At 68.4% G+C, this 14115-nt stretch carries 12 protein-coding genes; 8 read left to right on the top strand and 4 right to left on the bottom strand.

All coding sequences use genetic code 11. The annotated features are described in order from the left end of the window. Positions 1-24 precede the first annotated feature (24 nt). Positions 25-2226, top strand: coding sequence for a helix-turn-helix transcriptional regulator (locus BLU38_RS02595; RefSeq protein WP_157683176.1), 2202 nt, complete (start codon positions 25-27; stop codon positions 2224-2226). Positions 2227-2374: 148 nt separating this feature from the next. On the opposite strand, the gene BLU38_RS02585 is transcribed toward BLU38_RS02595, so the two are convergent. After that, a complete protein-coding gene (locus BLU38_RS02585; RefSeq protein WP_091519400.1) occupies positions 2375-3211 on the bottom strand; it encodes a helix-turn-helix transcriptional regulator in 837 nt (278 codons plus the stop codon). A 120-nt stretch (positions 3212-3331) separates the two neighbouring features. Between BLU38_RS02585 and BLU38_RS02580 the strand changes: the two genes are divergently transcribed. Beyond that, the gene (locus tag BLU38_RS02580) at positions 3332-4285 is read left to right on the top strand and encodes an SDR family oxidoreductase (RefSeq protein WP_091519397.1); all 954 of its coding nucleotides are present in this window, start codon (positions 3332-3334) and stop codon (positions 4283-4285) included. A gap of 68 nt (positions 4286-4353) precedes the next feature. Beyond that, complete coding sequence (locus BLU38_RS02575) at positions 4354-5106, top strand: phosphotransferase family protein (protein WP_091519393.1); 753 nt, start codon at positions 4354-4356, stop codon at positions 5104-5106. Here BLU38_RS02575 and BLU38_RS02570 read toward each other — a convergent pair whose 3' ends face one another. Then, on the bottom strand, positions 5107-5652 hold the full coding sequence (locus tag BLU38_RS02570) for a DUF1697 domain-containing protein (RefSeq protein WP_091519389.1): 546 nt from the start codon (positions 5650-5652) through the stop codon (positions 5107-5109). An 85-nt stretch (positions 5653-5737) separates the two neighbouring features. On the opposite strand from BLU38_RS02570, the gene BLU38_RS02565 reads away from it, so the two are divergent. After that, positions 5738-6730: an SDR family oxidoreductase gene (locus tag BLU38_RS02565; protein WP_091519386.1), complete on the top strand. Its 993-nt coding sequence runs from the start codon at positions 5738-5740 to the stop codon at positions 6728-6730. Beyond that, positions 6727-7122 (top strand): VOC family protein, encoded by a 396-nt coding sequence (locus BLU38_RS02560; RefSeq protein ID WP_091519383.1) that lies wholly within the window; start codon positions 6727-6729, stop codon positions 7120-7122. The genes BLU38_RS02565 and BLU38_RS02560 overlap by 4 nt, the downstream gene beginning before the upstream one ends. Positions 7123-7193: 71 nt before the next feature. Here the strand turns inward: BLU38_RS02560 and BLU38_RS02555 are convergent, their stop codons facing one another. Beyond that, positions 7194-7739, bottom strand: a complete 546-nt coding sequence (locus tag BLU38_RS02555; protein ID WP_197679958.1) for a hypothetical protein — start codon at positions 7737-7739, stop codon at positions 7194-7196. Positions 7740-7943: 204 nt separating this feature from the next. On the opposite strand from BLU38_RS02555, the gene BLU38_RS02550 reads away from it, so the two are divergent. The 3 genes from BLU38_RS02550 to BLU38_RS02540 all read left to right on the top strand — a co-directional run bounded on the left by BLU38_RS02550 (position 7944) and on the right by BLU38_RS02540 (position 10615). Then, on the top strand, positions 7944-8654 hold the full coding sequence (locus tag BLU38_RS02550; protein ID WP_157683175.1) for a Pr6Pr family membrane protein: 711 nt from the start codon (positions 7944-7946) through the stop codon (positions 8652-8654). Between the two features lie 177 nt (positions 8655-8831). Further along, entirely contained in the window at positions 8832-9788 is a 957-nt protein-coding gene (locus BLU38_RS02545) for an ATP-binding cassette domain-containing protein (RefSeq protein WP_091519376.1), read from the top strand. After that, complete coding sequence (locus BLU38_RS02540; protein WP_091519373.1) at positions 9785-10615, top strand: ABC transporter permease; 831 nt, start codon at positions 9785-9787, stop codon at positions 10613-10615. The genes BLU38_RS02545 and BLU38_RS02540 overlap by 4 nt, the downstream gene beginning before the upstream one ends. A gap of 27 nt (positions 10616-10642) precedes the next feature. Here the strand turns inward: BLU38_RS02540 and BLU38_RS02535 are convergent, their stop codons facing one another. Further along, positions 10643-14044, bottom strand: coding sequence for a BTAD domain-containing putative transcriptional regulator (locus tag BLU38_RS02535; protein ID WP_091519370.1), 3402 nt, complete (start codon positions 14042-14044; stop codon positions 10643-10645). Positions 14045-14115: the final 71 nt, after the last annotated feature.

The following is a 14115-nucleotide window of genomic DNA, read 5'->3' as shown; positions in this document are numbered from 1 at the left end:
GGGCCCGCGAGGGAGGGAAGGCCAGTGGCTGAACCGAGAGATCGGTCCGCTGTCCGCGACCATCGACAGCTCAAGATCAACAGAGCCGTGCGGCGGGCGCTGTCGGATCCGCACGCGGCAGGTGTCGTTGTCGCCGGCGGGGTCGGAGCAGGCAAGAGCCATACCCTGCGGGTGCTGGCCGGCGACCTGCACTGGGTCGGGCCGCCCGACCACCAGCCGGTCGTTGTCCGGACCCGTACCGGATCGCGTCGGGAGATCGATCCGTTGTTGGTCAGCTGTCGGGAGGCCGTCATCGGGCGCGCCGGCCGTCGGGACGTGGTAGTGGTCGCCGATGATCTTGAACAGTGGGAGCTGCCGGCGCTGGCTGCCCTCGCGCACGGCATCGACGGCGACGGTGTGCGTCTGCTCGGGGCCGTACGCAGCCGGCAGCTGCCCCAGGTCCTCGGTGCGTTGCGACCGTCACGGCCGCTGACGTTGGTCCGACTCGCGCCCTGGCGGGTGATCGATCTGCAGCGCTACACCACCGACACCCTCGGCGGCCGGCTGCAACCGATGAGCGCTCGTCGGCTGCTGGACTTCAGCGGAGGGAACCCTCAATGTCTGATGGAACTGCTGCAGGACGGTCGGCTGTCCGGCAGACTGCGCCGGCGGAATGATCTGTGGTTCTGGACGGGGCCGATCACCGTACCGCCGATCACGCAGGCGCGGATCGGTGATGAACTCGGCCACTCCGGCGGCGAGCTGATCGATGTGCTGATCACGCTGGCATCGGCCGGGCCGATGCCGATCCGGACCCTGCTTGCGCTGCATGATCCGGAGTCGCTGGAAGCTGCCGAACAGATCGGATACCTGCGTTGGTCGAGCGACGGTGAGTCGGTGTCCGGTGAGCCGCTGGCCGGCCTGGTCGCCCTGGCCACGGTCTCCACCCTGCGTCGGCGCCGATCGTCCGAGCGGCTGGCCCGGGTGATCGGCGGCCGGGTGCCGGTCCGCCGGCCGACGCCGAGCCGCATTCACCATGATCACCTGCCGCTCGACCGCAACCTGAGGTCCGCGGTCGTCGATCTCTGCCGTGGCCGGGCCGTCGAAGCGCTGCGTGGCGCGCGACGAGCAGCACGGCAGGCGGCGCCGGAGCAGCGATCGGATCCGATCAACGAGTTCATGATCGGGATCTGCCTGATGTTCTGTGACGAGCCAGGACAGGCGCAGCAGGTCGCGACCCGATTGTGTCGGCTCGGGGTGCGGGAACGACGAGCCAGCAGCCACGCCGCAGGCTGCCTGTTGGCCGGCCTGATCGCGTTGGCTGCTGCGCGTCCGGTGACGGCGGCACGGCTGCTCACAGACTGCTTGCCGGAGCTGCAGACCGAGCGGCGGTTGGGACTGGCACCGTTGATCATGGAACTGCGCTCTCTCGCCGAACAGCTCGCCGGCCGCCCGGGAGCGGCGGAGACGACGCATCAGCACGCGGCGCGTGCGCTGCAGACGTGCGGCCCGACGAGCCCCACCGGTCCGGTCGCCGAGGCGTGGTGGGGGCTCGACGAATGGGTGGACCTGATCAGGTCGGTGACCCTCGATCTCCGGGGCGAGCGGTCGGCCGGCTCCGAGCTCGCAGCCGACGTCTGCCGGCGGGCCCGGTCCGAGGGCAACGTTCTGATCGAGCTCCTGGGGCTGCTGCTGCGGCAGAGGATCAACGACACCGAGGCCGCGAGGTCCCGGATCGCGAATCTCTCTGCCGTCACGCAGGGACCGTTACTCGAGTCGTTCGTCGAGCATGCGGCGGCACTGTCCGATCATGATCCGGGCAGATTGGCCAAGCTGGCGGCATCGTTGGATCGCTCGGGAATGCTGTTGTTGGCCGGTGACTCGGCCGTCAGCGCGATCGCGGCCGACGACAGCGATCTGCCGACGCCGGATGCGGTAGCTGCCCGGCAGCTGGTGCGTCGTCTCTCCGCGGAGGCGCAGCTGGCTGTTCCTGGTTGGTGGCGACCGGCCCCGGAATTCCCGGGGGCGGCGTTGACCCATCGGGAGCGGGAGATCATGAATGCGGTGATCGCCGGCCGGACCTCGGCCGAGGTGGCCGGCGCACTGTGTCTGTCCCGGCGGACGGTGGAGAACCATCTGCAGCACATCTACACCAAGCTCGGCATCTCCAGTCGGGCCGAGCTCCGCCAGGTCGGCGAACCGGGCGGCGCGCACCGAGTCGTCGTGGCCGAACGACTCGGTCGGTGACGTTCGCCGGTGTTGGTCGGCGGCGTTCGGGTCGACAACCGGATCCGCCATTCGATCATGATCGCGGCGGTGCTGCGCGCAGTCCGGGCAACCAGACCGGACGGCACGATCAGCCCGAACACGGTCGGCCGGGTCGGCATGAGGAGGATCAGCCGATCGTGCTGCCGATCACCGACAGCAGTCGCAATTTGTCATGGCTCTCGGTGCCCGGTGTGGCCGTGTAGACCAACAGGGATTGGGATTCCTCCGGGTCGAGCAGGATCTGGCAGTGCAGTTCGATCAACCCGACCGACGGGTGTTGATAGCGCTTGATCTCCCGCGGACGGATCCCGACCTGATGTTCCTTCCACAGCTCTCGGAACTCCTCGCTCCGCCCGTCGAGCAGGTCGGCGAGTTGCGCGGCCCGCGACGTCGGGCCGCGGAGCGTGAGGACACTGCGCAGTCCCGAGACATACATCCGGGAATAGAAGTCGTGGTCCTCGGCCGGGTAGCGATCGCGCGCCGTCGGATCGGTGAACCAACGGTAGCCGATGCTGCGGGACGGACCCTCGTACTGACACAGATCCCCGACCAACGCTGCACCGATCGCGGTCTGCCGCAGGGTCTCGCCCAGTTCGGTGACGATCTCGGCAGGGGTGTCGGTGAGCCGGTCGAAGATCCGCATCATCCCAGGGCTGACGTGATCACCGGACGTCCCTCTCGCCGGCGGTTCGTGACCGGCCAACAGGAACAGATGATCACGCTCGGCCCGCGACAGATGAAGACCTTGCGCCATCGCGGCCACCATCTGTTGGGACGGCTGCGGTCCACGGGCGCGCTCCAGGCGTGCGTAGTAGTCGGCCGACATGTGACACAGCGCGGCGACCTCTTCGCGGCGCAGCCCGCTGGTACGACGCCGGCTGCCGCGCGGCAGACCGACATCCTCGGGCTGCAACGCCTGGCGCCGGCTCCGCAGGAAGTCGGCCAGGGCGGGGCGATCGATCATGACGGCATCCTTGCGTGGACCGGGTTCGTTAGCCACTGATCGTCAGGCCGTGGATAACGCCGGCGTTGTGGGCAAGTCTGGTAGCACCCGGCGACACCCCGACCATTCAAGGAGCAACTCATGCCACTCAGCAGGAGCGACGGCAGACGGTACGACGTCAGCATTCCCGACCTCAGCGGCAAGCGTGCAGTCGTCACCGGCGCCAGCGACGGGGTCGGACTCGGGATCGCGACCGCGTTGGCCGGTGCCGGAGCCGAGGTGGTGATGCCGGTGCGTAATCCGGTCAAGGGGGAGGCCGCCGTGACCAAGATCCGTGATCGGCATCCGGCGGCCAGGCTGGTGTTGGAGAAGCTCGACCTGTCGTCGCTGGAATCGGTTGCCGCGCTCGGCGAGCGGCTGCGCAGCGACGGCGTGCCGATCCAGATCCTGATCAACAACGCCGGCGTGATGACTCCGCCGGATCGGCAGACCACGTCCGACGGATTCGAGCTGCAGTTCGGCACCAATCATCTGGGCCACTTCGCGCTGACCGGTGCACTGTTGCCACTGCTCACCGCCGGGCGGGCGCGGGTGACGTCGCAGACCAGCGTCGCAGCCCGGAGCGGCATGATCAACTTCGACGACCCCAACTGGCAACAGCGGTACGACGGCATGCGCGCCTATCGGCAATCCAAGATCGCCTGCGGGTTGTTCGGTCTCGAACTCGGCCGCCGGAGCCGTGCTGCGGGCTGGGGGATCACCAGCACCCTGTCGCATCCCGGTGTCGCGCCGACCGGCCTGCTGTCGGCGCGCCCGGAGGTCGGGCGCAACACCGACACCCGCGATGTCCGGATCATCCGCTGGCTCTCGGCCCGCGGTCTGATCGTCGGCACGGTGGACACCGCGAAGCTGCCCGCGTTGCTGGCGGCGACCGCACCCGATGCGCGCGACGGTTCCTGCTACGGCCCGCAGTGGCCGGGCAACCTGGGCGGTCCGGCGGGTGAGCAGCGACTCTGGGCACCGCTACGCAAGGACGATGATGCGACCCGGTTGTGGACGCTGTCGGAGGACCTGACCGGCGTCAGCATCCCTTGATCATCGGGGTCGGCCGGGGAGTCGAAATCCCGTTGTCCACTGCGGATGCCGCGGTGATAATCGCGGGCGTGGATGAGGTCGAGATCGTCGTCGCGCACAGCGAGCGGACAACGCTGCGGGTGGGGGACGTCTTCCTCAAGATCGACGCCGATCAGGACCGAACCTCCGTCGAGGCCGAGGCGATGACGCTGGCGCCGATTCCGACCCCGGAGGTGCTGTGGCGCCGGCCACCCGTGCTGGCGATCTCAGCCGTGCCGGGGACGGCTCTGGGCCGACTCGGGGAGCCGTCGACGGCTTCTGCTGCGGCCTGGGCGGCCGCCGGCGCCGCCATCCGGACGTTGCATGACGCGCCGTTGCCGCCCTGGCCCGGACAGCGGGTCGACGACATCAGGACCGAGCTGGATACCGAATGCCGCTGGTTGGTGGACAACGACGTGCTGCCTGCCGAGGTGGTCGGCCACAATCGTCGACTGGCGGAGGCCGCATTGCGGCCTTGGACGCCGGCCTTCATCCACGGGGATCTGCAGATCAGCCACGTCTTCGTCGACGACGACGCCGTCACCGGGGTGATCGACTGGTCCGAGGCGAGCCAGGGCGATCCACTGTGGGACCTCGCCACCCTGACGCTCGGCCATGCGGAGCACGTGGACGACCTGCTGGCCGGCTACGGCGGCGCCGTCGACCGGGAGGTGATCAGTGCCTGGTGGTCGCTGCGAAGCCTCGGGGCGGCCCGCTGGCTGATCGAACACGGATTCGACCCGTCCTCTCCGGGCTGCGAGTTCGCGGTGCTGCGCTCGCAGATGTCGGTTCGGGCCGGGTGATCATTCCGCGGCGGTCAGGTCGACCAGTGCCTGAACCGTCCGCCAGTTCCGTGCGGTGCCGTCAACGCCCAGTCTGCGGAGCACGGCGCCGTGTTGCAACCGACTGTGGTGCATGCTGGTCGCATAGCTGATCGCGACGTCGTGTTCAGCTATTGCGATCTTGTCCGGCTCCCAGTCCTGGCCGGTCAGGGCGGGCAGCCGATCCGGGTCGGGCCGGGCGGTCAGGTGCAGCAGGTGCACCGTGGCCGGGTGCTCCGCAGCCTCCTTCCGGAACGGGCACCAGGCCAGCAGATCACGCAGTTGCTGCGGTGTCCGGACGATCACCGGGACGTCGAGCGAGAACCGGTCGCGGAGCAGGTCGCCGATGCTGCCGGCGACCTTGTCCGGGGTGCGGACCGCTGACCTGACGATCACGTTGCCGCTCTGCAGATGGGTGCGCACCTCGGACAGGCCGGCGGTGGTCAGGGCGTCCCGCAGCGCGGCCATGTTCACCTTGTTGCGGGCGCCGAGGTTGACCCCGCGCAGCAGGCAGATCCAGGTCGGCATGGCGAGACCCTACAGCGAGGCCGGCTCGGGCCGGTCCGTGTCGGCTGGGTAGGTTGATCATCGACAGCGACGAGGAGAAGGATCCATGGCGAGCTTCCTGTACATCGGCGGTACCGGCATCATCAGCACCGCGGCCGTCCGCCGTTCGATCGAGCTGGGACATCAGGTCACCGTCCTCAATCGGGGACAATCCTCGTCCAAGCGGGCGTTGCCGGACGGTGTCGAGGTCGTGCAGGGCGACATCCGGTCGCCGGAGACCGTACGGGAGGCGCTCGGCGACCGCAGCTTCGACGTGGTCCTGGACTTCGTCGCATTCGTACCGGAACACATCGACACCGACGCCGAGCTGTTCACCGGCCGGACCGGGCAGTACGTCTTCATCAGCTCCGCCTCGGCCTACCAGACGCCACCTGCTGCAGTCCCGGTCACCGAAGAGACTCCGCTGGACAACCCGTACTGGGAGTACTCGCGGAACAAGATCGCTTGTGAGCAACGGGTTCGGGAACTGGACGGACTGGACTGGACGATCATCCGGCCGTCCCACACCTACGACCAGACCTCGCTGCCGATCGAGGGCGGCTGGACCGCGATCGACCGGATGCGTCGCAATCTTCCGGTTGCGGTGCACGGCGACGGCACCTCACTGTGGACGATCACCCACACCGACGACTTCGCCGTCGGCCTGGTCGGTCTGCTCGGCAACAAGGCCGCGCTCGGTGAGGCGTTCCACATCACCAACTCCGACCCGATCACCTGGAACCGGATCTACACCGAGTTGGCCAACGCCGCCGGCGTCGAGCAGCCCGATCTGGTGCACGTCGCCTCCGCCACCATCGCCGGCGTCCATCCGGCGTGGGGACCGGGCCTGGTCGGCGACAAGGCACACACGATGACGTTCGACAACGCCAAGGTCGCCGCGCTGGTGCCGGAGTTCGCGCCCAAGATCGACTTCACCGAGGGCGCGCGTCAGATGATCGCCTGGTACGACGCCGACCCGGGCCGCCAGCAGGTCGATCCGGAGGTCGACGCCGTGATCAGCAAGCTCTGCCAGATCCCCTTCATGGCGGCCAAGCTGTGACCGACGGGTCCGTCGACGGTGGACCGGTCGGTCAGTTGGGTGCGGTCTCGATCGACTGTCCCGATCCGGCCGCGCTGGCAGCCTTCTACCGCGACCTGCTCGGGATGACCACCCTGGTCGAACAGCCCTCCGGTCAGGTCGTCGCGATCACCGACGGCGCCCGAGTGCTGGCCTTCATGCGGGTGCAGGACTACGTTCCACCCACGTGGCCGGAGCCCGGTCAACTGCAACAGATGCATCTGGACGTCTCGGTCTCGGACCTTCCGCGGGCCGTCGACCGGGCGGTAGAACTGGGCGCCCGAGAGGCCGACCACCAGGCCGGTCCCGATCTCTGGCGGGTGTTGATCGATCCGGCCGGCCACCCGTTCTGCCTGACCACCGTCGGCGGCTGAGCCGACGGTCGGGAGGGCGACACCGGCTCAGGCCGCCCTGCGGTCCTGACGCAGTGTGAATGCCAGCAGAATCAGTCCAGCAGCGACTCGATCAGTTCCGCCTCTTGCTCGTAGACCCGGTAGATGAACGGGATCAGCATGATCAGTCCGAACAAGGGCGGATCCAGGTCGTCGTCGGCCCGCAGCCGGGTGTCCAACAGCAGGTCGCCGGGGTCGACCCGGCCGACCTCGGCCCCGTCCGCGGTGATCTGGACCGAATCGTCCCAATCGAGGCGCGCCACCAGCCTGCGGGCCTGTACGGTGCCGGCGACGGCGAAGTAGAGCAGGTTTTCGCCCGGCAGATCGTGGAGCGTCCAGCGCTGTCGTTCGTGCAGCAGGATGTAGCTGGGGCGAAGGAGTCGATGAAGGATCGTGCGAGCCGTCGCGCCGACGATCCCCATCGAGGTGCTCGGTCCGGAGGTCGGCTCGAACCGGAATGTCCCGGTTCGCTCGCAATCGGCGACGTCGCCGCGTACCACGTGTCCGATCCGCCGGCCGTCCTGAGTCTTGACCTCGACCGCCCTCATCGGCGTGATCACGGTATCCAGTAATCCCTCGCACAGCGTGTACGCACTCACAGGGCCATTGTGGACGTTGCGTCCCGCCTGCTCGCCGACGGCTCGGGTGCTCACCGAGGTTGCGGATCAGGCAACGGCCGGGCCAGGTGTTGCTCGACCCGGGCCGCCGGTGTCAGTCTCCGGGCGACGGGCGAGCGATTCCGGTCACGTCCTGGCGCGTGGCGGAGCACCCGTCAAGGCGGCCAAGGGGCGAAGATGGTGACCATGCCCGGGTCGCGCGTTGCTGCCCGCTGCTGGTATGTCGGGGTCGCCGCAGTGGTTGCCGTCGGTTTTGCCATCCAGTTCTATCTGCTCGCGACGGGCGGTGCCGACGTGAACTCGGGGGAGACCGGAGCCGGGGCACCGCTGGAGGTCCGATTCGCCCGGTTGTTCAGCTATTTCACCATCGGCAGCAACCTGATTGTCCTGGTCGTGTCGTTGCTGGCCGTGGTGCGACCGGACCGCGAGGGCCCGGTGTGGTGGGTGGCTCAACTGGACGGGCTGGTGAGCATCGTGGTGACGGGGACGTTGTTCAGTGTGATCGTCGTGCCCGGTATCGAGTTGAGGGCCGGCGCCGTTGTCGCGAACGCGTTGTTCCATCAGGTCAGTCCGGTGTTGTTCACCGTGGGTTGGTTGGTGTTCGGTCCGCGGCGGCGCTGGTCCTGGCGGTTGGCACCGTGGCTCCTGGCCTGGCCGGTGGGCTGGCTGATCTTCACCTTCGTACGCGGTGCTGTCACGGGCTGGTATCCGTACCCGATCGTCGACGCCGGCCGCCTCGGCCTCGGGCGAGCGATCGCCAACAGTTCGATCGTGCTCGGGTACGCGATCGTGTTGATCTTGCTCGCCGCCGCGGTCGACCGCTGGATCCCGTATCTTGGCGGCCGTCACCGCACCCCCGGTCGGCCCGCCGCAGGCCTGGACGTCGCCGACAACTGACGCCGGCTGCGACAACGAGAGTGGGCATCTCGAGGTCGAGACGTGGGCGGGATCGGCTCCCATCGGTGGCACAGCTCGATCGTGGTCGTGCCAGCGCGGTGTGCGTGCCGTGTCAGCGGCCGCGCGCATGCTCGTTCCTGTCGGGTCGGAACAGGCCCACCTGGATCGAGGAGAGGCATGAGCGCAATCATCGAAGCGCACGGGTTGAAGAAGCGCTTCGGAACCACCCAGGCGCTGGACGGTGTCGATCTGTCCGCCGAGCGGGGCACCGTGCTCGGCGTGCTCGGACCGAACGGGGCAGGAAAGACCACTGCGGTACGGGTCCTGGCGACCCTGCTGCAGCCGGACGCGGGCACGGCCCGGATCGCCGGCTATGACGTCGTCAGCCAGCCGCAGCGGGTTCGCGAGACGATCGGGCTGACCGGGCAGTACGCCTCGGTCGACGAGGACCTGACCGGCACCGAGAACCTGGTGATGATCGGCCAACTGCTCGACCTGAGCGGGTTCCAGGCCCGAGCCCGGGCCAAGGAACTGCTGGCCTGGTTCGATCTCGGCGACGCGGCCGGGAAACCGGCCAAGAAGTATTCCGGTGGCATGCGTCGCCGACTTGATCTTGCCGCCAGCATGGTCGGCCGGCCGCGGGTGATCTTCCTGGACGAGCCGACCACCGGACTCGATCCGGCCAAGCGGGAGGACATGTGGGATGTCGTCCGCAACCTGGTCGCCGACGGATCGACGGTGCTGCTGACCACCCAATACCTGGACGAGGCGGATGCGCTGGCCGACAAGATCACCGTGATCGATCACGGCCGGGTGATCGCCAATGACACCGCCGACGGCCTCAAGCAGGTGATCGGAGGCCATCGGATCAAGGTTCGACCACGCGACGCCGAGCACCTCGGCGAGGTGTCCCAGCTGCTGACCAGGATCGGCACCGGCGAGGTCGAGGTCACCGGTCGCAACACCGTCACCGTACCGGTCGCCGACGAGACCGCGCTGCCGGTGGTGGTCGCCGGGCTGGCCGACGCCGGCGTCGCAGTCACCGAGCTTTCCCTTCACCTGCCGACCCTGGACGAGGTCTTCCTCACCCTGACCGGCAAGACCACCAGTACAGATGAGGAGGACGCGGCATGAGCACCATCACCGCCCTGGCACCCGACCCGACCGAGGCCCCGGTCACCCAGCAGTCCCGACCGGCGGTCATCCGCTACCTGAGCCACTGCCTGGTGCTGGCCAAGCGGAGCTTGATCAAGACGATGCGGACACCGGAGGCGTTGGTCGACGTGACCTTGCAGCCGGTGATCTTCCTGGCCCTGTTCACCTACATCTTCGGTGGCGCCATCGCCGGCGGTTCGCAGAGCCAGTACCTGCAGTTCCTGCTGCCGGGCATCCTCGGCCAGACCATCGCGATGGCCGGCATCAGTCTGGGATCCAATCTGAACAGTGACATCGAGAAGGGCGTGTTCGATCGCTTCCGGGCGTTGCCGATCGGTCGGTCGGCGCCGTTGGTCGGTGCGGTGCTGGCCGACTTCGTCCGCTACGCCATCCTGATCGTCGTCACCCTCGGCGTCGGGATGATCATGGGCTTCCGTTTCCACGCGCCGGCCGCCGGAGTGATCGGCGGGATCGCGTTGATGATCGGCTTTGCGCTGTCCTTCGTCTGGGTGTCGGTGTTCATCGGCATGAAGGCCCGCACCTCCGGCGCCGTCACCGGGATCAGCATGTTGATCGTGATGCCGTTGAGTTTCGGCAGCAACGTGTTCGTCCCGACCGGCACCATGCCGGGCTGGCTGCAGGCGTTCGTCAACGTCAACCCGATGACCCACCTGGTGTCGTCGATCCGTGCGCTGTTCACCGGCGCGCCGGCCGGCAGTGACGTGCTGTGGACCCTCGGCTGGATGGCGGCCCTGTTGATCGTCTTCGTGCCGCTGGCTGTCCGGGCCTACCGGCGACGGGTCTGAAACGACACACCGTGCAGGACTCCGGGGTCAGCTGGGCTCGGGGCGGCCATCGGACAGCTGATCACCGAATCCGCAGACGGTGATCAGCTGTTCGGGGTCCAAAGCAGCGAAGGCCTCGGCCCGGGTGCAGCGTCGGCCGGACTCGAACGCCGCCGCGAACCGGTCGGCATCGAGGTCGCACCGCAGCTGTTCCTTGATCCTGGCGCGATGCCGGTCCTCGGCGTTGTCGATCCCGATCAACCCGGCCCCGATCCCCAACAGAAAGGCGGCCCGCTGCGGTTGCCCCGCAGCAGCCGCCAACGCGGCCGAGGAGTTGGCGAACTCGCTGATCATCGGGATGTCCTCGGTCATCACGGTCGGTCGGTAGCCATTGCGTAGATCGGCCAGACCTCGACGAAGATGATCATCACGCTGAGTTGTGCTGCCGATCGGGTGCTCGACCGCCGCCAACGCTTCGACGTAGGCGATCGCGACACAGCACAGCGCCACCCGGTGACCGGCGAACCGATTCGGGTGCGGCATCGCGGCGAGCTCGCCGCGCAGCTTGTCGGCCAGCGTCATCGCCCCGTCCGGATCTCCTTCCAGCCAGAGCAATTCGGTCTCGATCGCGTCAGCGAACATCACCCGCTCCGGATTCGCCGCGTTGCGGCGACCGGCAGCTCGCAGCGACTCCAGATGCCGCCGCGCTGCCGGCAGATCGTCGGCGCGGATGGACAAGCCGGCCAGCCGGAGGTGGATGATCAAGGCGTCGTCCTCGGCCCCCATCGTCGGCGACAGCCCCAACGACTCCTCCAGTAGAGCGGTCGCCGCCGAGGTGTTGCCACGCAACGATTCGACCTGCGCGCGGAAGCTCAGGGTGGAGGACAGTCCCCAGCGATCCCCACAGGTTTCGAACGCCCGATAGGCCTCGGTCGCGTACCGGTCGATGGCATCCAGATCGCCCTGATTCTCTGCGATTCCGGAAGCACCGAGGTAGGCGATCCCGCGGATCCAGACGTCGTCGCTGTCCTCGGCCTCGGTGATCATCTTCGTCGCATAGTCGGACCAGATCTGCGGATCGGTGATGAACGGCCGCGTCGCGAGGTCGTCCCGATCACCGTCCGACCCGTCACCGCCGGACTCGGCTCCGTCACCGACGAAGTCGATGAACATCGGCAGCATCATCCGCAGTGCTTCCAAGCTCGCGAACGGCGCCTTCGGCCCGTCCTGCAGGCGGGGCATGATCGGCCGCAGCCGATCGCGGACCTCTGTCCAGGCGTCCGCTGCCTGCACCGACACCGAGGCGAGCGCTGACGCCAACAGTCCGTAGTCCAGCAGTGGGTCGTCGGAATCGCCGTACGCGATGATCGCCTGGTCCAACCAGTAGGCGAGCTCGCCTTCATGATCTTGGACCTGGAAGTACCACAACTGGGCCAAGATCATCAGCAACCCGTCATGGGGTCGGTCGTTGTCCAGCAGGTAACGGATCGCGGCGAAGATGTTCTCCCGTTCCAGTTCCAGCTGCGCACGAGCTGCCAGCTGCCGCCGATCACGCAGGGCCGGCTCGAGTTGCTGCACCAGGTCGAGAAAATAGTCGGCATGCCGCCGCCGGGCCGCGGCCAGACCGTCGCTCTCGGTCAGCCGCTCCTGCCCGTACTCCCGAATCGTCTCCAGCATCCGGAACCGGACCGGACTTGTGCTGGACCGCTGCAGCAGCGACTTGTCGGTCAACGTGATCAACAACTCGCCGACCGTGTCCGAGGCCAGCCGGTCGTCGGCGCAGATCGCCGTCGCGGTGTCGATCCCGGCGCCGGCGGGCAGGATCGACATCCGCATCGCCAACAGTCGTTCGGCGTCGGTCAGCAGGTCCCAGCTCCACTCCACCACTGCCCGCAAGGTGCGATGCCGGGGCATGCTGGTCCGGCTGCCGCCGGTGAGCAGCCGGAACCGGTCGAACAACAGCCGGGCGATGTCGATCACCGGTAGCGCCCGCAGCCGGGCGGCGGCCAGCTCGATCGCCAGCGGCAGGCCGTCCAGTCTGTTGACGATCTCCAACACCGCAGGCAGGGTGGCGTCGTCCAGCCGGAAACCGGGGTCGATCGCGGTCGCGCGATCGAGCCAGAGCCGTACGGCCGGGTAGCCGGACGCCCGATCGAGCGGGCAGTCGGCCGGCGGCAGACCCAGCGGTGGCAGCGCGCACAGCATCTCGCCGGTGATCGCCAGCGGCTCGCGGCTGGTCGCCAGGATCCGCAACTGCGGTGCCCGGGAGAGTAGATCCTCCGTGGTCTTGGCGGCGGCGTCGATCAGATGCTCACAGTTGTCCAGCACCAGCAGGCACGGATGCCGCCGGAGATGATCGACCAGTCGTTCGGTGTCGTCCGGGGACGGCACCCGATCCTTGGTGCGGTCGGCCAGATGGGCATCGCGCAGTCCGAGGGCGCTGAGGACGGCGCCGATGATGTTGGCCGCGGTGCCGACCGGCGCGAGCTCCACCAGCCAGGCAGCGCTCCCGGTGCGTTCCAACCAACCACGAGCGGCTTCCGCTGCGATCCTGGTCTTACCCGCGCCGCCGGGTCCGACGATCGTCGTCAGCCGGGAGCTCGCCAGCGCCCCGGCGATCCGATCCAGCTCGGCTTCGCGGCCGACGAAGCTGGTCAACGCCGGGGTGAGATTGGTCTGCTGGTCGGGTTCAGCCCCTGCGTCCGCCGGCAGCTCACCGCGCAGCAGCGCCAGATGGGTCTGTTGCAGCAACGGTCCGGGGTCGCTGCCGAACTCGTCGGCCAACATCGCCCGGCAGCGTTCATAGGCCGCGAGCGCCTCACCGGCGCGGCCGGCGGCAGCCAGGGCTCGCAACTGCTGGACGACGAACTGCTCCCGCAGCGGATGCTCTTGGACCAGCCGTTCCAGCTCGGTGATCAACTCCGGGCCGCGGCCGAGCTCGAGCAGTGCGTCGTTGCGGATGCCGATCGCGTCCAGCCGCTGGTTCTGCACGCCGGCGACGAGCCCGCCGACGTACGGCGCGTCGCCGGCCTCGGCCAGCGGCTCGCCGCGCCACAGGTCCAGGGCCGCGGCGCAGGCATCGACGGCAGCCTGCGGCTGATCGTCACGCAGCAGCCGGCGGGCGTCGTCCACCAGCGCAGCGAACCGATTCGCGTCGATGGCGTCGCGTTGGACGGCGAGCCGATAGCCGGTCGCCTCGGCCAGCACCGACGACGAACCGCCCAGCGCCCGCCGCAGCCGCGACACCAACGACTGCAGGGCGTTCGCCGCCTCGGCCGGTGGCTCGTCGGCCCAGATCGTGTCCACCAGTTCGCTGCTCGACACCGCTCGGGGTGCGTCGACTGCCAGCCGGATCAGCAGCGCCCGAAGCCGCGAACCGGGGACCGGGACGGCCACACCGTCGACGGTGACCTGGAGCGGTCCGAGCAACGCGATCTGCACGTCGTCCATCTTGCCCGAGCGGTGCGGCCGACCGCGATCGGACCGCGATCGAACGGGGATCGGACCAAGATCCGACGAGG

The sequence above is a fragment of the Microlunatus soli genome (genome assembly GCF_900105385.1).
Lineage (GTDB): Bacteria > Actinomycetota > Actinomycetes > Propionibacteriales > Propionibacteriaceae > Microlunatus > Microlunatus soli.
The sequence above is the reverse complement of the archived record's forward strand: the minus strand, read 5'-3'. Positions and strand labels throughout refer to the sequence as shown.

Bases quoted from the DNA above. Each gene is read 5' to 3' on its own strand.
- BLU38_RS02540 (WP_091519373.1), top strand. From the start codon at position 9,785: ATGAGCACCATCACCGCCCTGGCACCCGACCCGACCGAGGCCCCGGTC.
- BLU38_RS02535 (WP_091519370.1), bottom strand. From the start codon at position 14,044: ATGGACGACGTGCAGATCGCGTTGCTCGGACCGCTCCAGGTCACCGTC.
- BLU38_RS02570 (WP_091519389.1), bottom strand. From the start codon at position 5,652: ATGCCGACCTGGATCTGCCTGCTGCGCGGGGTCAACCTCGGCGCCCGC.
- BLU38_RS02550 (WP_157683175.1), top strand. From the start codon at position 7,944: ATGCCCGGGTCGCGCGTTGCTGCCCGCTGCTGGTATGTCGGGGTCGCC.
- BLU38_RS02580 (WP_091519397.1), top strand. From the start codon at position 3,332: ATGCCACTCAGCAGGAGCGACGGCAGACGGTACGACGTCAGCATTCCC.
- BLU38_RS02545 (WP_091519376.1), top strand. From the start codon at position 8,832: ATGAGCGCAATCATCGAAGCGCACGGGTTGAAGAAGCGCTTCGGAACC.
- BLU38_RS02565 (WP_091519386.1), top strand. From the start codon at position 5,738: ATGGCGAGCTTCCTGTACATCGGCGGTACCGGCATCATCAGCACCGCG.
- BLU38_RS02585 (WP_091519400.1), bottom strand. From the start codon at position 3,211: ATGATCGATCGCCCCGCCCTGGCCGACTTCCTGCGGAGCCGGCGCCAG.